Annotated in this window: 17 protein-coding genes; 10 read left to right on the plus strand and 7 right to left on the minus strand. The window is 69.2% G+C overall.

The genetic code is table 11. From position 1 onward, the window contains the following. Window positions 1-37 precede the first annotated feature (37 nt). The gene (locus ABFY20_RS00450; RefSeq protein ID WP_368497973.1) at window positions 38-1,399 is read right to left on the minus strand and encodes an MFS transporter; all 1,362 of its coding nucleotides are present in this window, start codon (window positions 1,397-1,399) and stop codon (window positions 38-40) included. 189 nt (window positions 1,400-1,588) lie between these two features. On the opposite strand from ABFY20_RS00450, the gene ABFY20_RS00455 reads away from it, so the two are divergent. The 3 genes from ABFY20_RS00455 (at window position 1,589) to ABFY20_RS00465 (ending at window position 7,067) form a co-directional block, all read left to right on the plus strand. Beyond that, complete coding sequence (locus ABFY20_RS00455) at window positions 1,589-3,043, plus strand: S1C family serine protease (protein WP_368497974.1); 1,455 nt, start codon at window positions 1,589-1,591, stop codon at window positions 3,041-3,043. A 149-nt stretch (window positions 3,044-3,192) separates the two neighbouring features. Continuing rightward, the gene (locus ABFY20_RS00460) at window positions 3,193-6,150 is read left to right on the plus strand and encodes a DUF5107 domain-containing protein (RefSeq protein WP_368497975.1); all 2,958 of its coding nucleotides are present in this window, start codon (window positions 3,193-3,195) and stop codon (window positions 6,148-6,150) included. Window positions 6,151-6,188: 38 nt separating this feature from the next. After that, on the plus strand, window positions 6,189-7,067 hold the full coding sequence (locus tag ABFY20_RS00465) for a helix-turn-helix domain-containing protein (protein WP_368497976.1): 879 nt from the start codon (window positions 6,189-6,191) through the stop codon (window positions 7,065-7,067). A 32-nt stretch (window positions 7,068-7,099) separates the two neighbouring features. On the opposite strand, the gene ABFY20_RS00470 is transcribed toward ABFY20_RS00465, so the two are convergent. From ABFY20_RS00470 to ABFY20_RS00490, 5 genes are all read right to left on the minus strand, one after another. Beyond that, complete coding sequence (locus tag ABFY20_RS00470; RefSeq protein ID WP_368497977.1) at window positions 7,100-8,377, minus strand: cellulase-like family protein; 1,278 nt, start codon at window positions 8,375-8,377, stop codon at window positions 7,100-7,102. 2 nt (window positions 8,378-8,379) lie between these two features. Further along, on the minus strand, window positions 8,380-9,264 hold the full coding sequence (locus ABFY20_RS00475) for a carbohydrate ABC transporter permease (protein WP_368497978.1): 885 nt from the start codon (window positions 9,262-9,264) through the stop codon (window positions 8,380-8,382). After that, window positions 9,258-10,169 (minus strand): carbohydrate ABC transporter permease, encoded by a 912-nt coding sequence (locus ABFY20_RS00480; RefSeq protein ID WP_368497979.1) that lies wholly within the window; start codon window positions 10,167-10,169, stop codon window positions 9,258-9,260. Before ABFY20_RS00480 ends, ABFY20_RS00475 begins: the two co-directional genes overlap by 7 nt. Before the next feature lie 74 nt (window positions 10,170-10,243). Next, window positions 10,244-11,572: an ABC transporter substrate-binding protein gene (locus ABFY20_RS00485; RefSeq protein WP_368497980.1), complete on the minus strand. Its 1,329-nt coding sequence runs from the start codon at window positions 11,570-11,572 to the stop codon at window positions 10,244-10,246. A gap of 455 nt (window positions 11,573-12,027) precedes the next feature. Then, on the minus strand, window positions 12,028-12,570 hold the full coding sequence (locus ABFY20_RS00490; RefSeq protein ID WP_368497981.1) for a hypothetical protein: 543 nt from the start codon (window positions 12,568-12,570) through the stop codon (window positions 12,028-12,030). Between the two features lie 338 nt (window positions 12,571-12,908). On the opposite strand from ABFY20_RS00490, the gene dnaK reads away from it, so the two are divergent. The 6 genes from dnaK (at window position 12,909) to ABFY20_RS00520 (ending at window position 18,577) form a co-directional block, all read left to right on the plus strand. Further along, window positions 12,909-14,774: a molecular chaperone DnaK gene (gene dnaK / locus ABFY20_RS00495; RefSeq protein WP_368497983.1), complete on the plus strand. Its 1,866-nt coding sequence runs from the start codon at window positions 12,909-12,911 to the stop codon at window positions 14,772-14,774. 3 nt (window positions 14,775-14,777) lie between these two features. After that, a complete protein-coding gene (locus ABFY20_RS00500; RefSeq protein ID WP_368497984.1) occupies window positions 14,778-15,359 on the plus strand; it encodes a nucleotide exchange factor GrpE in 582 nt (193 codons plus the stop codon). Further along, window positions 15,352-16,338, plus strand: coding sequence for a DnaJ C-terminal domain-containing protein (locus ABFY20_RS00505; protein ID WP_368497985.1), 987 nt, complete (start codon window positions 15,352-15,354; stop codon window positions 16,336-16,338). The genes ABFY20_RS00500 and ABFY20_RS00505 overlap by 8 nt, the downstream gene beginning before the upstream one ends. Window positions 16,339-16,439: 101 nt before the next feature. Continuing rightward, a complete protein-coding gene (locus ABFY20_RS00510) occupies window positions 16,440-16,871 on the plus strand; it encodes a MerR family transcriptional regulator (protein ID WP_368497986.1) in 432 nt (143 codons plus the stop codon). 31 nt (window positions 16,872-16,902) lie between these two features. Further along, window positions 16,903-17,433 carry a hypothetical protein gene (locus tag ABFY20_RS00515; RefSeq protein WP_368497987.1) on the plus strand — a complete coding sequence of 177 codons (531 nt, stop codon included), beginning with the start codon at window positions 16,903-16,905 and terminating at the stop codon, window positions 17,431-17,433. Next, window positions 17,426-18,577 (plus strand): class I SAM-dependent methyltransferase, encoded by a 1,152-nt coding sequence (locus tag ABFY20_RS00520; protein WP_368497988.1) that lies wholly within the window; start codon window positions 17,426-17,428, stop codon window positions 18,575-18,577. Before ABFY20_RS00515 ends, ABFY20_RS00520 begins: the two co-directional genes overlap by 8 nt. Before the next feature lie 353 nt (window positions 18,578-18,930). On the opposite strand, the gene mptB is transcribed toward ABFY20_RS00520, so the two are convergent. Then, window positions 18,931-20,454: a polyprenol phosphomannose-dependent alpha 1,6 mannosyltransferase MptB gene (mptB, locus tag ABFY20_RS00525; protein WP_368497989.1), complete on the minus strand. Its 1,524-nt coding sequence runs from the start codon at window positions 20,452-20,454 to the stop codon at window positions 18,931-18,933. A gap of 243 nt (window positions 20,455-20,697) precedes the next feature. On the opposite strand from mptB, the gene ABFY20_RS00530 reads away from it, so the two are divergent. After that, on the plus strand, window positions 20,698-22,734 hold the full coding sequence (locus tag ABFY20_RS00530; protein WP_368497990.1) for a hypothetical protein: 2,037 nt from the start codon (window positions 20,698-20,700) through the stop codon (window positions 22,732-22,734). The last annotated feature ends 126 nt before the right edge of the window (window positions 22,735-22,860 follow it).

Genomic DNA, 22,860 nt, shown 5'->3' on the forward strand with positions numbered 1-22,860 from the left:
AGCTCTTTTGGCGACCAGGGCCCGTGAACCCGCGCCCTCAGCGGGGGCGGGAGCGCACAGGGATGAGGAGGAGCAGGCCGACGAGGAGCACCAGGGCGATGCCGAGGATGCCCCAGTACTGCACGTTCACCCCGGGGCCGACGACGGCGGCGCCGAGACCGATGAAGAGGGTGAACAGGGCGGGGGAGAGGAAGGTCGCCGCCTTGCCCGTGGTGGCGTAGAGCCCGAAGATCTCGCCGTCGCGGCCCTCGGGGATGCGCCGGGCCAGGAACGATCGGCTCGCCGATTGCGCGGGGCCGACGAAGGCGCAGAGGGCGAGCCCGAAGGTCCAGAACACGATCTGGCCGCCGTCGTGCAGTGCGAACACGAACGCCGCGCAGACCAGGAGGCCGATGAGCGACGCGACCATGACGGGCTTGGCCCCGAAGCGGTCGTCGAGGAGCCCGACCAGGATCGTCGACGCTCCTGCGACGATGTTCGCCGCGATCGCGAACACGATGACCTCGCCCGAGCTGAACCCGAACGAGCCGGCGGCCAGCACGCCGCCGAAGGTGAACACCCCGGTGAGCCCGTCACGGAACACGGCGCTCGCGAGCAGGAAGTACACCGTCTCCCGGCTCTCGCGGAACAGCGCCTTCACGTCGCGGAAGAGGATGCCGTAGCTCGCGAAGAACCCCGTCCGCTTCTTTCCGTGCCCCTCTGCTGTCGCCTTAGGGGCGTGGTACTCCGGTACCGCGAGCAGCACCGGCAGCGCGAACAACGCGAACCAGATCGCAGACACCAGCACCGTCACCCTGATGGGCAGCGCGTCGCTGTCGGGTACGCCGAACAACGCGGTGCCGCCGATCGGGTTGATGAACCCGAAGTAGACGAACAGCAGCAGCACGATGCCGCCCACGTAGCCCATCCCCCAGCCGAAGCCCGAGACCTTCCCGACGGTCTTCGGTGTCGAGACCTGCGCGATCATGGCGTTGTAGTTCACGCTCGCGAACTCGAAGAACACGGTGCCCGCCGCCAGCAGGAACAGCCCCAACCACAGGTAGCCCTGCTCGGGCGCCACGAAGAACATGAGGGCGCTGAGGGCCACCACGATGTAGGTGTTGACGGCGAGCCAGAGCTTGCGCCGCCCGCCCCGGTCGGAGCGCTGACCCGTGACCGGTGCCAGCACCGCGACGACGATCCCGGCGATGGTCATCGCGACTCCGAGCTGCGCCGAGGTGGTGGTCTCGCCCCCGAACGAGTCGCTGGTGAGATACACCGTGAACACGAACGTCGTGATGACGGCGTTGAAGGATGCGGACCCCCAGTCCCACAGACCCCACGCCAGAACGTGCGACCGCTTCGGTCGTCGCCCGCCCGCCGCAGCCGCTGCCGATTCGAGACTGGTGGGGACGGTCATGGGGCCACAGTAGTGCGGACGGGTGAACAACGGGTGGCGCGCCTGCTGAGTGTGGAGAACTCCGCACTCAGCACAGATGTGGAGAAGTCATAGGTGCGCCATACCCGCGTCTTGGTCGGCGCCGAGGAGGGACCGGTGGGATGGCGAGCACGATCCACCCCGACCCTCCCACCACCCGAGGACACTCCCATGAACGACCACCCCGCCCCCGCCCCCTCCGCCGACCGCCCGGCCGTCGTGATCGCCCACACCATCGACGGCCCGGTCGTCGTCCCCCAGATCGAGAGTGCAGCATCCGGGCGCCCACCGCGCCGCGACCGTCGGGCATCCGCCCGCGCACGTCGTCGCCGCGCCGGCATCGTCGCCGGAGTAGCCGCAGCCGTCCTCATCGTGAGCGCGGGCTCAGGGGGCGCCGCGTTCGCCGTCGGCCAGGTGACCTCGGCGGTTGTCGCGGGGTCGTCGCAGGCATCGGTCGTCGACGACTGGGGCGCAGCCGTCGACGGGTCGGTCTCCGGCGTCGTTCCCGGCAGCGGGTTCGATCCCAGCGCTTCCGGCCCGGCATCCGGTGGTTCGTCCCTCCCGCTCGGCGGCTCGGGCACCTACGGCTACGGCTCCGGCACGCAGGCCGGCTCCGGCACCACGACGGATGCGGTCGCCGCCAGCACCGCCCAGACCGCGGGCGTCGTCACCATCGTCTCCGACCTGAGCTACCAGGGCGCCGCCTCGGCGGGCACGGGCGTCATCCTGACCTCTGACGGACTCATCCTCACCAACAACCACGTCGTCGAAGGCTCGACCGCCATCGAGGTCACCGACGAGCTCACGGGCGCGAGCTACGCCGCGACCGTCGTCGGCACCGACGCCACCCACGACATCGCGCTGCTGCAGCTCGACGGAGCCTCGGGGCTGACCACCGCGCAGCTCGGCGACAGCGACTCGGTCGCCGTGGGCGACACGGTGACCGCGATCGGCAACGCGGAGGGCACGGGCGACCTGGTCGCCGCCTCCGGCACCGTCAGTGCCCTCGACCAGACCATCACCACCCAGAGCGAGTCGGGCATCGAGGGGGAGACCCTCGAGGGGCTCATCCAGGTCGACGCCGACATCGTGTCGGGCGACTCGGGCGGGCCGCTCGTGAACGCGAGCGGTGAGGTCGTCGGCATCGACACCGCGGCATCGTCGGGCAGCGTCGAGATCACCGGCTTCGCCATCCCCCTCTCCGACGCGCTCGACATCGTGAGCCAGATCGGGGCCGGCGTCGACACCGAGTACATCGAGATCGGCTACCCCGGTTTCCTCGGCATCTCGGTGGCCCAGGATGCGCCGTCGAGCACCGCCCCGTCGTCACGGATGCGCGGCACCACCGGCAGCACCGGCTCCGGCACCAGCGGCGCCAGCGGCTCCACCTCCACCTCCGGCGCGACCGTCGCGGGCGTCATCGAGGGCACCCCCGCCGTCTCGGCCGGCCTCGCCGCGGGCGACGTCATCACCGCCGTCAACGGCCAGTCCGTCGCCTCCGCCGCCGCCCTGACCGCACTCCTCGGCTCCATGGAACCCGGCGAGCAGGTCGCCCTCACCTGGACCACCGCCTCCGGCACCACCTCCACCGCCACCGTCACCCTTACCCAGGGCCCCGCCGCCTGACGCGAAGATCAGACGATCGTCCAGGTTAGTCCGTGCGATCGTGCTCGGCCCGTCGGGACCGGGACGATTAGCGTGAGCGTGCGGCTCCTGTCGCGCTCCACCCAGAAGTCCCGGCTCCCACCGGCTGATCAACGCAGATGAGAACTCGGATGACGATCGAATCGACCAGCCCCTCGCCCCGTGCCGACGAAGGCGCAGGCCGGATCGAGCTCCCCGCCGCGCCCGACGAATTGCGCTCCGCACTTGCCGAGGGCCGCCCTGTCGCCTGGAGCGAACCGCTCGAGATCCTCACCTACCCGGCCGCCGAGCCGAGCGTCTACCCGATGTACCTCGACCACCGCGTCTATCAGGGCTCGAGCGGCAAGGTGTATCCGCTGCCGTTCACCGAAGCGGTCTCCGATTCGGCCGAGATGCGCACCTGGCAGGCGGTTCATCTCGAGAACCGCTATCTGCGACTCGTGGTGCTCCCCGAGCTCGGCGGCCGCATCCACATCGGCTACGACAAGACCACCGATTACGACTTCTTCTACCGCAACAACGTCATCAAGCCCGCTCTGGTGGGGCTCGCTGGGCCGTGGGTGAGCGGCGGAGTCGAGTTCAACTGGCCGCAGCATCACCGCCCCGCCACGGTGCTGCCCGTCGAGAGCACGATCGAGCACGGCTCCGACGGATCGGTGACCGTCTGGTGCGCCGACCACGACCCGTTCGCGCGCATGGCGGGTCAGCACGGAGTGCGTGTGCGACCCGACAGCTCGGTCGTCGAGGTGGTGGTGCGTCTCCACAACCGCACCAGCGAGCGTCAGTCCTTCCTGTGGTGGGCGAATGTCGCTGCGCGCGTGCACGACGACTACCAGTCGTTCTTTCCCGAAGACGTGCGGTACGTGGCCGACCACGCCCGGCGCGCGATCACCGCATTCCCGCGCGCCGACCGCCCTTACTACGGGGTCGACTACCCGGCGCTCGCCGCCGAGCATCCCGGGGCCGACCGCATCGACTTCTACCGCAACATCCCCGTGCCGACCTCGTACATGATCGTCGACTCCAAAGAGGACTTCTTCGGCGGCTACGACCACTCCCGTAACGCCGGGTTCGTGCACTGGGCCGAACGGCGACTCTCGCCGGGCAAGAAGCAGTGGACCTGGGGCGACGCCGACTTCGGCCGGGCCTGGGATGCGCAACTCACCGACGACGACGGCCCGTACGTCGAGCTGATGGCAGGCGTCTACACCGACAATCAGCCCGATTTCTCGTGGCTGCTGCCGGGGGAGACGAAGGTCTTCAGCCAGTACTGGTTCCCCATCCCGGGCATCGGGGCCGCTCACCAGGCGACTCCGGATGCCGCGGTGCACGTGGAGCGAGGTGCGAGCTGCGAAGCGCGCTTCGCGACGACGACGCCTCGACCGGCGGCCGTCCTCCGGGTACGGGACGGCGAGACCGTCGTCGCCTCGCGAACGGTCGATCTCGTTCCCGGCCAGGTCGAGTCGATCGCCTTCGGGACGGTCGGGCCGTGTACCGTGGTCGAGCTCCTCTCCGACCGAGGCTCCGTGCTCGTGCGGTGGTCGCCGCCTCGAATCGCCGACGGTGAGCCCTCGACCGCCGAGGAGCCGAGCGCGCCCGAGCAGATCGAGACGGTGGAGGAGCTGTACCTCACCGGCCTCCACCTCAGCCAGTTCCGGCATCCCACTCGCTCCCCCCATCGGTACTGGGAAGCCGCGCTCAGCCGTGACCCGGGCGACATCCGCACCAATCTCGCCGTCGGCGACGCGGAGTACCGCTCGGGGCTGTACGGCTCGGCGCTCGTCCGAGTCGAGCTGGCCCTCGAACGCCTCACCCGTCGCAACGGCAACCCGCTCGACGCCGAGGCGTTCTATCTCGCCGGACTCGCGCTGAGGCGACTCGGCCGCGACGTCGAGGCGGAGGAGCACTTCGCCAAGGCGGGGTGGGACGGAGCCTGGGCGGCACCCGCCGGCTTCGAGCTCGCCGCCTCCTTGCTGCGGCGGGGCCGGCACCGGGCGGCAGAGCGTGTGCTCGACACTCTCGACGGCGTCGTCGGTCATGACAGCCGGCGCGCGGTGCTCCGAGCCGTCCTGCTCAAGGAGGCGGGTCGACACGACGAAGCGCATGAGGTGCTGCGGGCCGAACTCGCGCTCGAACCGCTCAACCCGACGGTGCGCGCGTTGTCAGGGCACGCCTATCCCTCCGACCCCGGCCTGCTCCTCGACGTCGCTCTCGAGCTCCGAACCGCAGGAGCCCCCACGGAAGCCCTGGCGGTGCTCGACCATCTGGCGGAGGCACCCCTGCCCGTCATCGCGGCGGGGAACGTCCTCCCCGTGTCCCACTACGTCGCTGCCGAGCTACTCGAGAGTCTCGGACGAGCGGATGACGCCGTACTTCGCCGGCACAGGGCCCGGCAGTGCGACACGACCTGGGCTTTCCCCTCTGGCCTCGACGCCCACGACGCGCTGACCGGCGCGCTCGCCGTCGACCCCCGCGACGAGACAGCCCTGTCGCTCCTCGGCATGCTGCTCTACGCTCATGGCCGGCGCCGCGACGCCCTCGACTGCTGGGAACGGGCGATCGAGCTCGGGGCCAGCGACCCCGTGCTGCTAAGAAACGCCGGCCTCGCCGCGTACTCGGTCGCACACGACGACGATCTCGCCTGGCAGCGGTACGGTGCAGCCGTCGAGCGCGCCCCGCAGGATGCTCGACTCCGCTTCGAGGAGGACCAACTCTCCGCCCGACTCGGGCATCCGGCATCCGCTCGTCTCACCCGGCTCGACGGCATCCGCGACGTCGTGCTCACCCGCGACGACTTCACCGTCGTCTACGTGGAACTGCTTGCGGCCGAGGGCCGGGCTGCCGAGGCCCACGACATCCTCACGTCTCGCACCTTCCACCCCTGGGAGGGCGGTGAAGGGCGAACGCTTCGGGCGTGGGACGGTGTGCGCGAGGCGCTCGGGCTCGCCCCTGCAGACCCTCCGGCGAACCTCGGTGAGGCGAGGCCCCGTTTCACGGCCCCCCGGGCCGTGCGCGACGACGGGGTGACCGACTACTTCGCCACCAGCCTGCCCGAGATGCTGCTGTTCTCGCGCGAGTACGAGGGATGAGCACACTGCCGTCGATACGGCGCGGTTAGACTGCGACCGTGCTGATCCGCGACGGCTTCCCCGGCCAGCGGCTCCGGGTTCTGCCGCGGCCCAGAGTGGCGGAAGCTCTGGGATCACCTCTCACCGAGAGGCTCCTGGTGACGGATGCGGGGCACTTCCCTCACGCCGCGGCCCATGGTCGCGCTCGCCCGCACGGGGCCCGGGAGGTCGTGGTGATGCTGTGCACCGACGGGGCCGGCGTGGTCGAGCTGCGTGGCCGTGAGCACCGTGTGCTGCCAGGGCAGATCGTCGTGCTCCCCGCCGACGAGCCCCATCGCTACCGCGCCGAGCCCCGCAACCCCTGGACGATCTGGTGGATGCACGTGACCGGCGCCGACGCCGTCGTGCTGGCCGGCGCGATCACCGCCGAGGGTGCCGACTTCGATCCGGTGCTCGCCGTGCACGACCCCTACGCCGCTCGGGCCGCCCTCGAACACGTGGTCTCTTCGCTCGAGCGCGATGAGACCGACTCCAGTCTGCTCTCGGCGTCGGGTGCGGCGTGGGGTCTGCTGGCGCAGCTCGCCGCGGATCGCGCTCGGGGCGTGAAGCTGTCGGGCGATCCGATCCTCGCCGCTCAAGACTTCCTGCGCGAGAACCTCACGACGACCGTGAGCGTTCTCGAGCTCGCCGCGGTCGCGGGCTTCAGCGTCTCGCACTTCTCCGCACGTTTCCGCAAGGTGTCGGGCATGGGTGTCGTCGAGTACCAGAAGCGCCTCCGCAGCGCCCGTGCCCGCGAGCTCCTCATCACGACAGACGCCTCGATCTCCGACATCGCCCACACCGTCGGCTACGACGACCCCTTCTACTTCTCGAGGCACTTCCGCACCATCAACGGGGTGAGCCCCACGGCGTACCGCGCGACGTTCCGCGAGCGCTGACGCACGCGCAAAACGAGAACGCCGGCGGGAGCTCAGTACGTGAGGATCCTCGTGTTCAGGCGCCGCTGCCACTCCCGATCCCGCCACATCGGGTGGTGCGGTGCCGCGTTCGAACAGAGCACCAGCCCCCATGCCCCGTGCGACAGAGCGGTCTCGATCCCGTGCTCGGCCAGAGCGCGTCCGACCGGACCCTCCTCGAAGCTGCCGTGCAGGGGCGTGTAGCCGATCCAGCCTTCTCCTACGACAGCGGGCACCTGCTTCCACCTCGCCCACTCGGCGATGGCGACGACCCGCGACTCGATCTCCCGCAGCATCACCTCGCGGTAGGCGCCGTAGTTGTCGTAGAGCCAGGTGTCCCAGGCGTCGGGGTCGAGCCAGTCGTAGCCGTAGATCATCTGGTCGGTCACGACCGTCGCCCGGTACTTCCATTCCGCCGCGCGTCCGTACTCCGCTGGTGTCGGGGCATCAGGCCGCAGAAAGCCCTGCAGTGCCGCGTTCGGGAAATCGCTGCTGCCCTCCGAGCGGATGTCGACGAGGCGCTGCAGCGCATCCAGAACCCCGTAGCTGTAGACGTGGAACTGTGCGGCTCCGAGACCCTCCGGCAGCTGGTGCATCGCGAGATGCGGGGGTTTGCCGTAGCTCGCCGTGATGAGGAGATCGGGATGCTCCCGCCGGAGACCGCAGAGCGCCTCGGCCCCTCCTTCACCGAGCGGCGGCAGCAGCGAGAAGTCGACCTCATTGTGCAACTCGACCAGGGCGATGCGCGAGCGGTGGCCCGCGGCCGTCAGCTGGTCGATCATCCTGCTCCAGGCGCCAGCGAGGAGGGCGTAGCGCTGGTGCATCGGCACCGCGTGGATCGCTTCGAACCAGGCCGCCGAGCGTGCGAAGGCGGGGGACTGCTGGTACTCCCAGCTGGCCAGCACGACGACGAGTCCGTGCCGCTCCGCTGCCTCGAAGAGTTCGAGCAGCCGGGCCCCGACATCGACGGTGTAGCCGCCCGGCGCGTCGTACCAGCGGGTGCGCTGGCCGTAGCGACCCCAGCCCTCCGACCCGCCCAGCCCCTCGATCTCGAGCTCGCGGGCCGCGTCGGCAAGTGGCCGGCCGTCGTGCTCGAGCCCGCCGTGAAGCAGCAACGGGGCCGCGCAGATGCGGATGGCGTTGTAGCCGAGGGCCGCGGCCTCCGCACACACCGCATCCAGGTCGTCGAAGGGACCACCCGGCTCCGCGCGGGTGTACCAGGAGAAGTCCCAGAGCGTGATGGTCAGGCGGGCCGGGAGGTGGGCGGGCACGGGCCCGGTGAGAGCGGTCACGGTCATCCCTTCGTCGAGCCGGCGGTGAGGTCGGCCTTCCAGAACCGCTGCAGCGAGATCATCAGCACCACGAGGAGGATCGCCGAGATCGCGGAGCCGGTCACCACGAGCTGGTAGAACATCGGGTCGCGCTGGGTCTGGGAGTTCCACAGCGTGAGACCCAGGGTCACCGGGAACGTCTTGGGGTCGTTCAGCATGACCAGGGGCAGCAGATAGTTGTTCCAGATCGTGACGAATTGGAACAGGAAGATCGTCACGAGTGCCGGCGCCATCATCCGGGTGGCGATCGAGGCGAAGATGCGCAGGTCGCCCGCGCCATCGATCCGCGCGGCCTCGATGACCTCGTCGGGAACCGCTGCGTTGGCGTGGATGCGCGCGAGATAGACGCCGAACGGGCTCACCATGCTGGGCAGCAGCACCGCCCAGTAGGTGCCGGTGAGCTGTACCGCGTTCAGCAGGAAGTACAGCGGCAGCGCGATCACCGTCGCAGGAACCAGCACGCCGCCGAGGATGATCGAGAACAGCGTCTCGCGCCCTCGGAAGACGTATTTCGCGAAGGCGTAGCCGCAGGCCGCCGAAATCACCATCGCGACGAAGGCCCCGAACGCCGCATAGACGACACTGTTCAGCACCCAGGTGGTGAAGATTCCACCGTCTTGGGTGAACACGCTGACGAGATTGCCGACCGCCTGGGGCGAGTCGGAGAACCAGAGCCCGAAGCTGCTGAACAGCTGGCCGGGCGACTTCGTGGCGGCGACCAGCACCCACACGATGGGCAGGAGGAAGTAGATGCCGGCGATCACCAGCACCCCGTTCACGACGATCGAGCTGCCGACGGGCTGCTTGATGCGCTGCGAGCGCGAGACGCGAGAGGTCGGCGTCACCATGCGCGGTTGTCCTTCCGGTTGACCAGCCTCAGGAAGCCGAAGGAGAAGACGAAGCCGAGAACGGCGACGATCACCGCCATCGCGGCGGCGAGGCTCGGGTTCCCCTGGGCGAACGACTGGTTGTAGGCGGCGAGGTTGGGGGTGAAGTCGGAGCTGATCGCCGTGGTCAAGGGCCGCAGCACCAGCGGCTCCACGAACAACTGGAGTGTGCCGATGATGGTGAAGACGGTCACCAGGATGATCGAGGGGCGCACCAGGGGCAGCTTGATCTGCCAGGTGATCTTCCACTCGGAGGCTCCGTCGATGCGTGCCGCTTCATAGAGCTCGCTCGGAATGGCATGCAGGGCCGAGATGAGGATCAGCATGTTGTAGCCCGCGAAGCCCCAGAGGGCGATGTTCGCGATGGCGAAGAGCACTCCGCTCGAGGAGAGCGGGTTGATGTCCACCCCGACCGCACCCAGCACCTGGAGCACGGGGCTCGTGGCGGGGATGTAGAGAAAGCCCCAGAGCAGGGCGGCGATGACACCGGGTACGCCGTACGGAACGAAGTACAGCACCCGGAAGAAGCGGGGAAGCCTCGCCCGTGCCGACTCCAGGAGGAGCGCGAGCCCGAGCGCCGTGACCACCATGAGCGGCACCTCGATCAGCGAGAACAGCAGCAGACGGCCCAGGCTCTCGACGAAGGAGGGGTTCGACAGGGCGGCGAGATAGTTGTCGAAGAAGACGAAGACCTTCTGCGGCGCACCGAATCCGAGGCCTGAGGCCTTCGTGGAGTAGAGGCTGTCGACGACGGCGTAGACGATCGGTGCCACGAAGAACAGCGCGAACATCACGAGGAAGGGGAGAGTGAGTACCACCAGGGCGGCGCGCGGGCGCCGACGGGGGGCGGGGGCGGTGGCGGTCACGGCGATGGCCGGGCTCCTTCGGGTCGGAACGGGTCGGGGGTGGGGCGCCTCAAGGCGCCCCACCCCCGATGGTGTCAGTTGACGGAGATGCCCTTGGCCTTCAGGGCATCGACCATGTCGGTCTGTGTCTTCGTGAACGCTTCCGTCAGAGGCGTACCGGAGTCGACGGCGCTCTTGACGTTGTCGGTCAGCGAGGCGAACAGCGTCGACGACAGCGGCGGCCACTTCCACGAGTTGTCGACCGCGGCGTCCGACTCCGCGAACACGTCCCAGATGTCCTGGCCGCCGTAGAAGCCGAAGACCTCCGGGTCATTCTGCAGGGCGGTGATCTCGCTGGTGTCGGCGAGAGCAGGCCAGCCCGCGCCCACGTTGGTGAGGATGTTCACGCTCTCGGGATCGGAGCTCAGCCAGACCGCGAACTCCGCGGCCTGCTCGGGGTGCTTCGAGCCCTTCAGCACGGCCACTCCCGAGCCACCGGCCCAGGTCGCCGAGACGTTCTCGCCGGCCTCCCACTGGGGCATCGGGCCGACCGCCCATTTCCCTGCGGTGTCAGGTGCGGTGCCGCGCAGAATCGCGTCTGCCCACGAGCCCGAGATCCAGGTCGCGATGTTGCCGTTCTGGATGTCGGCGTTCCACTCGCTCGAGAAGTCGGCCTCGATCTTCACGAGGCCCTCGTCGATGAGCTTCTGCCAGAAGGCGGCGGCCTTCAGGGTCGCGTCGTCGTCGATCGTCACGTCCCAAGCGTCACCGGAGGTGCCGAACCAGCTGCCGCCCGCCTGCTGCGAGAGGCCGATGAGCCAGGGCGCCTGGTTGTAGGCGAAGGCGGTGATGTACTTGTTCGGGTCGGAGGCGTGGATGGTCTTCGCCGCCTCGTAGTACTCGTCCCAGGTGGTGGGGTACGCGATGCCGAGCGAGTCGAACAGATCGGCGCGGTAGAACTGGCCGAGCGGCCCGGAGGCCTGCGGCACCGAATAGACGCCATCGCCGAAGACGCCGGTGGCCCACTGCCACGGCACGAAGAGGTCTTCGGAGTCGTTCACATACTCGCTGATGTCTTCGACGGCGTCGTTCAAGAGGAAGTCGGGGACGGCGTCGTAGCCGAGGTGGGCGACGTCGGCGGGGTTCCCCGCCTGTACTGCGGAAAGCATCTTGGCGTAGCCGCCGTCGGGGCCCGCCGTGATGGTCTCGAGCGTGACGTGGATGTCGTCGTGGGCGGCATTGAACGCGTCGACGGCCTGGTCGATGTTCGGCACCCAGGACTGGAAGGTGATCTCGACGGGCGAACCGTCGGCGGAGGCGGCGCCCTCGCTCGAGGAGCACCCGGCGACGGCCGCCGTGAGGCCGATCGCGAGGAGGCCGGCCGTTGCCGCTCGGGCGGCTCGGCGGTGGATGAAGGCGGACATTGTGCTCCCTTGCAACTGTGATGCGGACAGGCGTCGCTGCGTGCCAGAGCCACCCTAGATTCTGCCCGACCGGCGAGTACATGGCGGATGCGGCGCTGCACCTGGACGATTCTGCGATTTCCCGGGTGGGTGCTCAGATGGGGTGAGAGGGCGGCGATGATGAAGGCACCGGCAAGCCGACGAGCGCGTGGAGAAGAGAGCCGAGATGTCGGGAGTGACCCGCCCGCCGTGCGACCTGGAGCTCCATGCGCAAATAGAAGAGATGGTGCGGAGATCGTGGTCTCGACGCTGCGGCGCGCGCGCCGACCGGCAGCCATGGGCACTGCGGTGTTCTTCATCTCGGCGGGGGGATGGTCTCAGGTGACCGCTTCAACGCGGCCGAGATGCTTGCCGCACGGATCCCGCTCGGCTGCTGCGCCCGCTCGGGCAACCGACTTGAGCGGCCTACCTCCGAGCTACCTTGTAGCCGGGAGTGCCGAGCTGTTCCGCGATGAGATCGTGGCTCTACCCCTCCGCGTAGGGGCGAGATCGTCGAGGTGCGCCGACGAACCGGCGACGCCGTAGAGTGCGTCGCCGGTGGCGACGAACACGGCGGGTCGCCCGTCGGGCGCGACGTAGAACACGCGGTCGCCCGACCCCGCCGCCGTGAACCCGAGCGCCTCGAGGATGCCGGTGACCTGCTCGAGCTGCCCCGCCGTCATGGGTGAGGCCGAGTACGTCGCGCCCTCGTCACCCTCGCCCCACCGGCAGCTCACCCCACCGGCCTGCCCGAACGCGGAGTACACCTCCGCCCACTCGTCATCCGCCCGCGGCCACCCCGCATCGAACCCGAGCCCCGCCTCCTCCAGCGCCTCGAGCCCCTGGGCCGTCACCACCTCGTGACACGCCCCCTCCGACCCGCCCCCACCACTGCATCCGGCCAGTCCGAGAAGGCTCGCGAGAGCGGCCACCCCGCCCAGGCTGCGGAGCGTGGATCCGGTACGTTCGGTCGGACTCATCTGTCCTCCCGGCGCTGCTGGGTGGTGGAGGTCAGCTGGTCGGAGCATCGCGGATCGGGGGTCGCGGCGGTGGTGACCTCGGAGCTGCACCCGGTCAAGCAGCCGACCGCGATCAGCCCGCACCCCACTAACACCGCGGAGAGTCGAGAAATGTTCATCAAGCCACGATAGCAGGGGTGGGAATGCTGGGGGAGGGCTGAGAGTTGAGCCGATATGACTCAAGTTTTACGAAGCGGACTTGACGCGGCATCCGCTCAGTGGTGAACTTGATCTCACAAGGCTCAAGTCTTGGAAGACTTCAGACATTCAGCAGCACCAACAGAAGGAGAACAGCCACCATGGCTCGTGCAGTAGGCATCGACCTCGGAACCACCAACTCGGTGGTCTCCGTGCTCGAAGGTGGGGAGCCCACCGTCATCGCGAACGCCGAGGGTTTCCGCACCACCCCCTCGGTCGTCGCCTTCACCAAAGACGGCGAGGTGCTCGTCGGCGAGACCGCGAAGCGCCAGGCCGTCACCAACGTCGACCGCACCATCTCGAGCGTGAAGCGCCACATCGGCACGCCCTGGACGACGGAGATCGACGGCAAGAAGTACACCCCGCAGGAGATCTCGGCCCGCATTCTCGGCAAGCTCAAGCGCGACGCGGAGAGCTACCTGGGCGACACCGTCACCGACGCGGTCATCACCGTTCCGGCGTACTTCAACGACTCCGAGCGTCAGGCCACGAAAGACGCCGGTGAGATCGCCGGCCTGAACGTGCTGCGCATCATCAACGAGCCCACCGCGGCGGCGCTCGCCTACGGCCTCGACAAGGGCAAGGAAGACGAGCTCATCCTGGTCTTCGACCTCGGCGGCGGTACCTTCGACGTCTCCCTGCTCGAGGTGGGCAAAGACGACGACTTCTCCACCATCCAGGTGCGCGCCACCTCGGGCGACAACCGCCTCGGCGGCGACGACTGGGACCAGCGGATCGTCGACTACCTGATCAAGCAGTTCAAAGACACCACCGGTGTCGACGTCACGAACGACAAGATCGCCAAGCAGCGCCTCAAGGAGGCCGCCGAGCAGGCCAAGAAGGAGCTCAGCTCCGGCCTCTCCGCCAGCATCACCCTGCCCTACCTCTCGCTCACCGAGAACGGCCCCGCGAACCTCGACGTCACGCTCACCCGTGCCAAGTTCGAGGAGCTGACGAGCGACCTGCTCGCCCGCACGGAGAAGCCGTTCAAAGACGTCATCGCCGAGGCCGGCGTCTCGGTGAACGACATCTCGCACGTCGTGCTCGTGGGTGGTTCCACCCGCATGCCCGCCGTCGTCGACCTGGTGAAGAAGCTCACGGGCGGCAAGGAGCCCAACAAGGGTGTGAACCCGGATGAGGTCGTCGCCGTGGGCGCTGCCCTCCAGGCCGGCGTGCTGAAGGGTGAGCGCAAGGACGTCCTGCTCATCGACGTCACCCCGCTCTCCCTCGGCATCGAGACCAAGGGCGGCATCATGACCAAGCTCATCGAGCGCAACACGGCCATCCCGACCAAGCGCTCCGAGACCTTCACCACCGCCGACGACAACCAGCCGTCGGTTGCCATCCAGGTGTTCCAGGGCGAGCGCGAGTTCACCCGCGACAACAAGAACCTGGGCACCTTCGAGCTCACCGGCATCGCGCCGGCGCCCCGCGGCATCCCGCAGGTCGAGGTGACCTTCGACATCGACGCGAACGGCATCGTGCACGTCTCGGCGAAAGACAAGGGCACCGGCAAGGAGCAGTCGATGACCATCACGGGCGGCTCCTCGCTGCCCAAGGAGGACATCGAGCGCATGGTGCGCGAGGCCGAGGAGCACGCCGCCGAAGACAAGAAGCGCCGTGAGGCCGCCGAGGTGCGCAACCAGGCCGAGTCGCTCGCGTACTCGACCGACAAGCTCATCAAGGAGAACTCCGACAAGCTGCCCGACGACGTCAAGACCGAGGTGCAGGCCGACGTCGATGCCCTGAAGTCCGCTCTCGCGGGTGAGGACGACGACGCCGTGAAGAGCGCCTTCGACAAGCTCAACGAGAGCCAGCAGAAGCTCGGCCAGGCCATCTATGCTTCTGCCCAGGCAGACGCTGCCGCCCCCGCGGGCGACGAGGGCCAGCCCACCGAGTCGTCGAACGACGACGACGTGGTCGACGCCGAGGTCGTCGAAGACGAAGACGAGCCGAAGGACAAGTAACCCATGACTGACGACAACACCGACGGTCGTCAGCCTGCTGACGAGTCGGGGGCCTCTGCCGAGGAGACCCCCGACTCGTCCTTCATCCAGGCTGAGGGACCGGATGTGGAGACCTCGCTCTCCGACGCCGACCTGTCGTTCCTCTCGGGCCAGAGCTCGGCCGAGGAACTGGCGGCCGAGCGGCTCGCCGATCTGCAGCGCGTGACGGCGGAGTACGCCAACTACCGCAAGCGCACCGAGGCGAACCGCGAGATCGAGCGCGAGCGCGCGGTCGGCGAGGTCGTGAAGGTGCTGCTGCCCGTGCTCGACGACCTCGACCGGGCCGCCAAGCACGGCGACCTCGAGGAGGGCGGGCCGTTCACGGCCATCGCCACGAAGCTACGTTCCGGCACCGAGCGCGTAGGACTCAAGCCCTTCGCCGCGGCCGGCGAGGAGTTCGACCCTCAGATCCACGAGGCGATCTTCCAGCAGCCGAGCGACGAGGTGACCACGGCGACCATCGCCGACGTGGTCGAGTCGGGCTACTACCTGGGTTCCACGCTGCTGCGCGCCGCCAAGGTCGTGGTGGCGGTGCCGAATGGCTAGCCAGGACTGGTTCGACAAAGACTTCTACAAGGTGCTCGGGGTGTCGAAAGACATCTCCGACGCCGAGCTCAAGAAGGCCTATCGCAAGCTGGCGCGCAAGTACCACCCCGACTCGAACCAGGGCGACGCCAAGGCCGAGGCGACCTTCAAGGAGATCAGCGAGGCCTACTCGGTGCTCTCCGACGCCGAGCAGCGCAAGGAGTACGACCAGATCCGCGCCATGGGCTCCGGCGCCCGCTTCACCGCGGGCGGCGGCGGCCAGGGCGGCGGCTTCGAAGACGTCTTCGGCGGCATGTTCGGCGGCGGCGGGGGTGGTGCTCGGGGAACGAGCTACAGCTACCAGCAGGCACCGGGCGGCTTCGACGACATCCTCGGCGGCATGTTCGGTCGCGGCGGCGGCCGTGGGGGCTTCGGCGCCTACGGCCCCACCCGCGGCCGCGACGTGACGGCGCGCACCACGATCGACTTCGTGACCGCGGTGAAGGGCGACACCATCAAGCTGCAGACGGCGGATGGCAAGCCGATCACGGTGAAGATCCCCGCCGGTGTCGCCGACCAGCAGAAGATCAAGCTGCGCGGCAAGGGCGAGCCCTCGCCCGACGGCGGTGAGGCGGGCGACATCGTGCTCACCGTCACCGTGCGGAAGCACCCGGTGTTCGAACGCGACGGCCTCAACCTGCGCGTGAACGTGCCGGTCACCTTCGTCGAGGCCACACTCGGTGCCACCATCGAGGTGCCCACCCTCGGCGGCAACCCGGTGAAGCTCAAGGTCGCCCCCGGCACTCCGTCGGGTCGCGTGCTGCGGGTCAAGGGCCGCGGCGTCGAGACCTCGAAGGGCAAGGGCGACCTCCTCGCCGTCGTGCAGGTGGCGGTTCCGTCGCACCTCACGGCCGAGCAGCGCGAGGCGCTCGAGGCCTTCCACTCGGTCGAACCGGCCGAGAACCCCCGAACCGAACTCCTCGCCAAGGCGCGGGAGTGAGGTGAGGTGACGGATGCTGGGGCCGGCCCGCAGCATCCGTCACCATCCCTTCACGACGAGTAGGACGAGCCGGCACGACACCCCGCTGGGAGGCGGACCCGATGGACGAGGTCGACGAGAACTCGCCGCTGTTCGCGATCGCCGTGGCGGCCGAGCTCGCGGGCATGCACCCGCAGACCCTCCGCCAGTACGACCGCATCGGGCTGGTGAGCCCCACCCGCACCGCAGGCAAGTCGCGGCGCTACTCGATGCGCGACGTCGTGCAGCTGCGTGAGGTGGCGCGCCTGTCGTCGGAGGGGGTGTCGCTCGAGGGCATCGCGCGCATCCTTCAGCTCGAGAACCAGGTCGCCGGGCTCACCGCCCGCGTGCGCGAGCTGGAGTCGGCGCTCGCCGAAGAGGTGCTCAACCGGCCCGGCCGGCGCGTCTTCGCCGCCGGTGTCGAAGGCGAGGTCATCTCGTTGAAGCACGGCACCCGCACCCAGCGGCGCACCGAGCTCGTGGTGTGGCGGCCTCGCGACCGCGACGGGCGTTGACGCCGGCGCTCCCAGCCGCCATCCTGAGGGGATGACGAATCCTCGACTCGCGGGTGTCGTCGTCTTGCCGACGACATCGAAGTGGCGTGCGCGCGCGGCGGGTCTCGTGGTGGGCGTCGCCTTGTCGGTGCCGGCGCTCGTCATCGAGGCCGTACTCCTCGACGCCTTCGTGGGCGGCCACGAGGCCGTGCTCGAATGGTCGTTGCTCATCGCGATCGCCTGCGCCACGGGGGCAGGCCTACTCGGCCCGTGGCTCCTGCTGCGTCGGGCTCCCGGAGTGGCGCGGCCCTGGGCGACCACGGTCGTCTCATTCGCCGTGCTGGTGCCGTGCGTCGCGGTGGTGCACGGCGTCATCGGTGCCGCGGGTGCGGTCGCGTACCTGCTGAGCATCGCCGTCATCTGGTCGGGCCAGCTCTTCGTCACCATCGCGCCCGTGTGCGCCGCGGTGGGGCTGCTCCTGTCGGTAGCCGTCTCCGTTCCCGTCGTGCCGGCGGTCACCCGGTCGTTCGTGCGGCGAGCCGAACGCGATCAGGTGGCACCGCTACGGTTGAGGGGTGGCTGAGTTCTCCTTCGACGCCCTGCGACGCTGGCCAGATGTCGAGGCCGACAACCTGTTCGCGGCCGACGCCGCCGACCGGCTGCTGCTCGACGAGGCGGCGGAGGCACTCGAGGCCACCGCCGGCACCCCGGGCCTCGTGACCGTGATCGGCGACGACTACGGTGCCATCACGCTCGCCGCGGCCGCGGTGCTCGGGCTCGACGGCATCCGCGTGCATCAAGACGCGCTCGCCGGTGAGCGCGCGCTCGCCGCCAACGCCGGCCGTTTCGGCGATCCCGGTCTCGCCGCGCGCTTCACCTCGCTGCCACTCGGTGAGGAACTCCTCGAGCAGGCGACGGTCGTGCTCCTCCGCCTTCCGCGCCAGCTCGCCCAGCTCGACGAGATCGCTCGCGCCATCGCCGCCTGGGCGGCACCCGATGTGGTGGTCTACGCCACCGGTCGGCAGAAGCACATGACCCCCGCGATGAACGAGGTGCTGGGCGCGAGCTTCGGCGAGGTGCGGGCGACGCTCGCGCGGCAGAAGTCGCGCGTGCTCGTGGCCTCGAACCCGCGAACGGATGCTGCTCCCGCCGCTCTCCGGCGCGAGCGCCACGACGATCTCGGGCTGTGGGTGTGCGCGAGCGGGGGCGTGTTCGCCGGCACGAGCATCGACATCGGCACCCGGCTGCTGCTGGAGCACCTCGACGAGGTGGGTCACCCCGGTCGGTCGGGCGCCGCAGCGCCGGTCGCGATCGACCTCGGCTGCGGCAGCGGTGTGCTCGCGACGGCGCTCGCCCGGTCACGACCCGATCTCCGGGTGATCGCGACCGACCAGTCGGCTGCCGCCGTCATCTCCGCCACGGCCACCCTCGAGGCCAACGGCGTCGCGGCCGAGGTCGTGCGCGACGACGCCCTCAGCGGCTTCGACGACGCGAGCGCTGACATCGTGCTGCTGAACCCGCCCTTCCACGTCGGGTCGACCGTGCACGCCGGCATCGCGCTCAAGCTGTTCGAGGCCGCCGGCCGTGTGCTCGCGCCGGGTGGCGAGCTCTGGACCGTGTACAACTCGCACCTCGCCTACCGCCCCGCGCTGCAGCGCACCGTGGGCCCCACCCGTCAGGTCGCCCGCAACCCGAAGTTCACCCTCACGGCCTCCACCCGCCGCTGACGCGGGCACCGTGGGACGCCGACCGTTCGTGCCGCGCATGCGCATCCTGCAGCTGCGGGAGGGGCTCGCCGAGGACGCCGAACCGGCGCCATGCCGCCCACTCGTGCCACGCCAGCGCCGCCACGAGGCCGCCCACCGCGAGGGCCGTCACGGGAACGGAGGTCGCCGGACACCGAGGAAGACGCTCGATCGGCGGGTCAGCAGTCGCACGCGTCCGTCATATCACGGCGCAGGCGGCACCCGCGCGGAGTAGTCCGTACCCGGCGCATCGAGGCACGCGCGGAGTGCGCGGGTCGCCCGGCACGTCGGCGCAGTCGCCCGGCCCGCCGGGGCTGTGCCGTCGGTACCGGGTGCTACGCCCGCAGCGACAGGGTGCGGAGGGCGAGGCCCGCCGAACGACGCCGCACCAGCAGCTCCGTCGAGACGAGGATGGCGGCGACACCCAGCAGGGCCGCGCCGATGACGACGACCTCGATGCGCGCATCCGCGTCGATCCTCGGGATCATGTCGAGCGGTTCGGCGAGACCGATGAGCACGAAGAAGGTCGTCGCATAGACGACGGTGCGGATGCTCCACAGCCGCTGACGCCCCGCGATGGCGAGGAGGGTGAGGAGCCAGAGGGCGTACCAGGGGTGGATGACCGGCGACAGCAGAACGATCGCGGCGAACGAGCCGAGCAGCAGCCACAACGGATCGGCGTCTCGCTTGCGGAGCATGAGGTAGATGGCGGCGGTGCACCCCACGGCCAGGAGCGCGAGCTTGACGATCTCCTGCACCAGGGCGCCGTCGAGTCCGACCCCGTTGGCGAGACCCCCGAGGCTCATGCCGATGATGTTGGCCGGGGCGTACCACGACGACACCGCTGTGGGCGTCGCGAGCGCCCCGATCCAGCCCACGCCGACGCCGATGCCCCAGCCGAGCACCACGACGAAGCCGATGGCGATCGCCGCCACGCCCACCCAGCGACGGATGACCACACCCCAGCCGGCGCGCCGGCCCGCCCAGATGAGACCGATGATGGGCAGCGCGATGAGGGCGATCGGCTTGACGCCGATGGCGATGCCGATGAAGACGGCGCCGAGCACCGGGCGGTCGCGGAGCGCGTAGTAGACGCCGCCGACGATGAAGCCGAGCATGAGGGAGTCGTTGTGGCCCGCGACGACGAAGTTCATCAGCACCAGAGGGCTGGCCGCGACGATCCAGAGCACCGCCGCCTCGTCGAGCCCACGCAGGCGGGCGATGCGCCAGGCGTAGTAGGCCAGCATGGCGAGGCCGAACACGGCGAGCAGCCGGAACGCGAACACGGCGACCTCGGTGGGCAGCGCATCCGTCGCCATGACGACGACCCGCTCGAGCCAGACGAACACCGGGCCGTAGGGGGTCTGCGCATCGGCCCACAGCGGGTCGACGCCGATGCCGTACCACCCGGGGAGCGACGCCATGCCGTCGGAGTAGGGGTTCAGCCCCGCGGCCATGAGACGCCCTTGGCCGACATAGGCGAACATGTCGCGGCTGAACAGCGGGAGTGTGAAGACGAGCGGTGCGGCCCAGACCGCCGCCGAGGTGACGACCTGCACGAGTCGTACGCGCTCGTGCTCGCGGCGCTCGGCCGTGCTGAGCCGGTCGCGACCGCCCGCGCGACGCAGCAGCGACACGCCGAGGGTGAGCCACGCGAACAGCAGCGCAAGGGTGCCGGCGACCATGAGCACGCCGCCGATGATGACCGCGCCGCGCGAATTGCGCAGGAACTCCAGAATCGCGAGGTCGTGGAGCGTCGACGCAGGGCCGACCCAGCCGACCGCGTAGGAGCCGGCGAGGATGCTCACCGAGCCTGCGAGACCGAGCGCCAGTCGCGCTCGAGGGGGGATGACCTGCACGCTCTGTTCTTACCATGACGGGTTGGACGCCACCCGAACACGCCTCGATCAGGGGTTTCGGAGGTGCGACGGGCCCCTATGCCATACATATACGACTTAGGCAAATCTACGAGATTTCTGGCAATACCCCTAGTCAGGGGGCTTCTTTCATGCCTACCTTGTATGCACGGGGGATCTGTTCCATGACGAGTGGAGATAGCGGTATGCCCCCGGAGCCATCACCGGATCTAGGGATTTACATCTATGACTTGGAAGAAGAGACTCGCGTATCTCGCGGTCGGAACACTGGCTACGGCCGGACTCACGGGGGCGTTCGGCGCCACCGCATTCGCTGCAGGTGAAGACAAGGTTCTGCCCACTGCAGGCCCCGAGTTCACCGCCCTCGCGCAGACCGTTCTCGCTGACGCCAACGTTCAGGGCTTCGCGAAGAACAACACCGGCGATGTGGTCATCGTGCAGGTCGAGGGCGAGGATCTCAGCGCGAGCACGAAGGCTGCCATCGAGGGCGCCACGAACGTGAAGTACATCGAGCTGGCCGCGCCGATCGAGGCCTACTCGACCGATGACGTCGTCGGCGGCGCCGGCTACTTCTCGGGTGCGACCCCCGACGCCACCTCCGGCGGTCTCTGCTCCGTCGGCTACGCCGGCTGGAGCCCCGAGGGTGAGCCCGCCGTCATCTCGGCCGGCCACTGCACCGGTGACAACGAGCTCAAGTACAGCTGGCTGACCCTCCCGACCGGTGACACCGCCGGCGGCGGCGCCGCGGACAACTCGACCGTCCAGTTCACCCAGCCGCTCGGCGTCCTCGCCTTCTCGCAGTACGGCGGAACCGGCAACTCGAACGGCGCCGACGGCGACACCACCAGTGTCGACATCGCGGCGATCGACGTGACCAACACCGACCTCACCACCCTCCCCGAGGTCACCGACTGGACCACCGCCGACACCGAGGACCTCTCGCTGTCGACCGTCCCGGTTCGCTCCGTGGGCGAGGCTGTCGCCGGTGCCCCCATCACCAAGAGCGGCCGCACCACCGGTCAGACCAGCGGCGAGGTCGTCATCACCGACGGCTGGGTACAGGTCTCCGGCCGCTACGTCTACGGCTTCGGCTCGCTGATGACCTCCGCCGAGGGTGACTCGGGCGGATCGATGATCCAGGGCGACACCGCCGTGGGCGTTCTCTCCGGCGGTGGCAAGACCAACGACGGACAGGACTTCGTCTGGGGTGCCAACCTCGAGGCCGGCCTCGCGCTGACCGGCGGCTACACCGTCGCGCTCTTCATCGACACCCCCACCCTGACGGCCCCCGGCGACGGCGGCGACGTCTACAGCGGCGGCAGCATCCAGGGCAAGGCTCCTGCGGGCACCACACTCGTCGTGACCCAGGGTTCGGGCGACCCGTTCACGGTCCCCGTGAACGGTTCGGGCGACTGGGCGTTCAACGCTCCCGGCGCTGAGGGCACCTACGACTACACGATCCGTGCCGAGAAGGGCTTCGACAGCTCCGACGCCACCGACTTCACCGTGAACGTCGTTCCCACCCCGATCGCGGCTCCGACCTTCACGTCGCCCGCCGACGGTTCGCGCGTCGAGACCGAGGTCACCACCCTCTCCGGCAAGGGCGAGCCCGGTGCGAGCCTCGAGCTGACCGGCGACGTCGAGGCGACCACCACGGTCGGCGAAGACGGCGCTTGGAGCGTCGACGTCGAGCTCGGCTACGGCAAGTACTCCGTCACCGCGGTTCAGTCGCGTCAGAGCAGCGACGCTGCCCGCGCCTCGGCCGACCCGAACGTGTCCGACCCCACCACGGTGAAGTTCGACGTGGTTCCGGTTGCTCCGAAGATCACCGACCCCAAGTCGGGCTCCTCGTTCATCGAGGGTGAAGGCCCCACCGCCATCAGCGGCACCGGCATCGACGGCGCGACCGTCGAGGTGTGGCTGAACGGTGCATCGGCCGGCAAGGCCACCGTCAAGGACGGCAAGTGGTCGGTCAAGCTCGGCGGCCAGATCGCCGCGGGTGCCATCACCATCGAGGCCACCCAGTCGATCGACGGTGCGGTCAGCAACAAGGCCGGTTCCTCCATCACGATCGTCGCCGCGAACAACGGCGGCGGCGGCAACGGCGGCAACGGCGGTTCGGGCAACGGATCGGGCGAGCTCGCCTCGACCGGTGCCGACGCCACCCTGCCGCTCGCGGGAGGCAGCATCGCGCTGATCCTCGCAGCCGGCGCCCTGCTGCTCGTCGTGCGTCGTCGTGAGGCGGCCCGTCAGAACAGCTGACACCAGCAATGACCCCGAGGGGCGGTGACCGGATGACGGTCGCCGCCCCTTCGGCGTTTCTGCGCGGCACCACCCATCATGCGAGCGGAACTCTGGTGCCGAAGCATCCGCTCTGCTAAACTTGAG

The organism is Herbiconiux sp. A18JL235, from assembly GCF_040939305.1.
GTDB lineage: Bacteria > Actinomycetota > Actinomycetes > Actinomycetales > Microbacteriaceae > Herbiconiux.

Excerpts from the sequence above, each read along its gene's own strand:
- ABFY20_RS00450 (WP_368497973.1), bottom strand. The coding sequence starts at position 1,399 with ATGACCGTCCCCACCAGTCTCGAATCGGCAGCGGCTGCGGCGGGCGGG.
- ABFY20_RS00455 (WP_368497974.1), top strand. The coding sequence starts at position 1,589 with ATGAACGACCACCCCGCCCCCGCCCCCTCCGCCGACCGCCCGGCCGTC.
- ABFY20_RS00460 (WP_368497975.1), top strand. The coding sequence starts at position 3,193 with ATGACGATCGAATCGACCAGCCCCTCGCCCCGTGCCGACGAAGGCGCA.
- ABFY20_RS00475 (WP_368497978.1), bottom strand. The coding sequence starts at position 9,264 with ATGGTGACGCCGACCTCTCGCGTCTCGCGCTCGCAGCGCATCAAGCAG.
- ABFY20_RS00485 (WP_368497980.1), bottom strand. The coding sequence starts at position 11,572 with ATGTCCGCCTTCATCCACCGCCGAGCCGCCCGAGCGGCAACGGCCGGC.
- ABFY20_RS00490 (WP_368497981.1), bottom strand. The coding sequence starts at position 12,570 with ATGAGTCCGACCGAACGTACCGGATCCACGCTCCGCAGCCTGGGCGGG.
- dnaK (WP_368497983.1), top strand. The coding sequence starts at position 12,909 with ATGGCTCGTGCAGTAGGCATCGACCTCGGAACCACCAACTCGGTGGTC.
- ABFY20_RS00500 (WP_368497984.1), top strand. The coding sequence starts at position 14,778 with ATGACTGACGACAACACCGACGGTCGTCAGCCTGCTGACGAGTCGGGG.
- ABFY20_RS00505 (WP_368497985.1), top strand. The coding sequence starts at position 15,352 with ATGGCTAGCCAGGACTGGTTCGACAAAGACTTCTACAAGGTGCTCGGG.
- ABFY20_RS00510 (WP_368497986.1), top strand. The coding sequence starts at position 16,440 with ATGGACGAGGTCGACGAGAACTCGCCGCTGTTCGCGATCGCCGTGGCG.
- ABFY20_RS00515 (WP_368497987.1), top strand. The coding sequence starts at position 16,903 with ATGACGAATCCTCGACTCGCGGGTGTCGTCGTCTTGCCGACGACATCG.
- ABFY20_RS00530 (WP_368497990.1), top strand. The coding sequence starts at position 20,698 with ATGACTTGGAAGAAGAGACTCGCGTATCTCGCGGTCGGAACACTGGCT.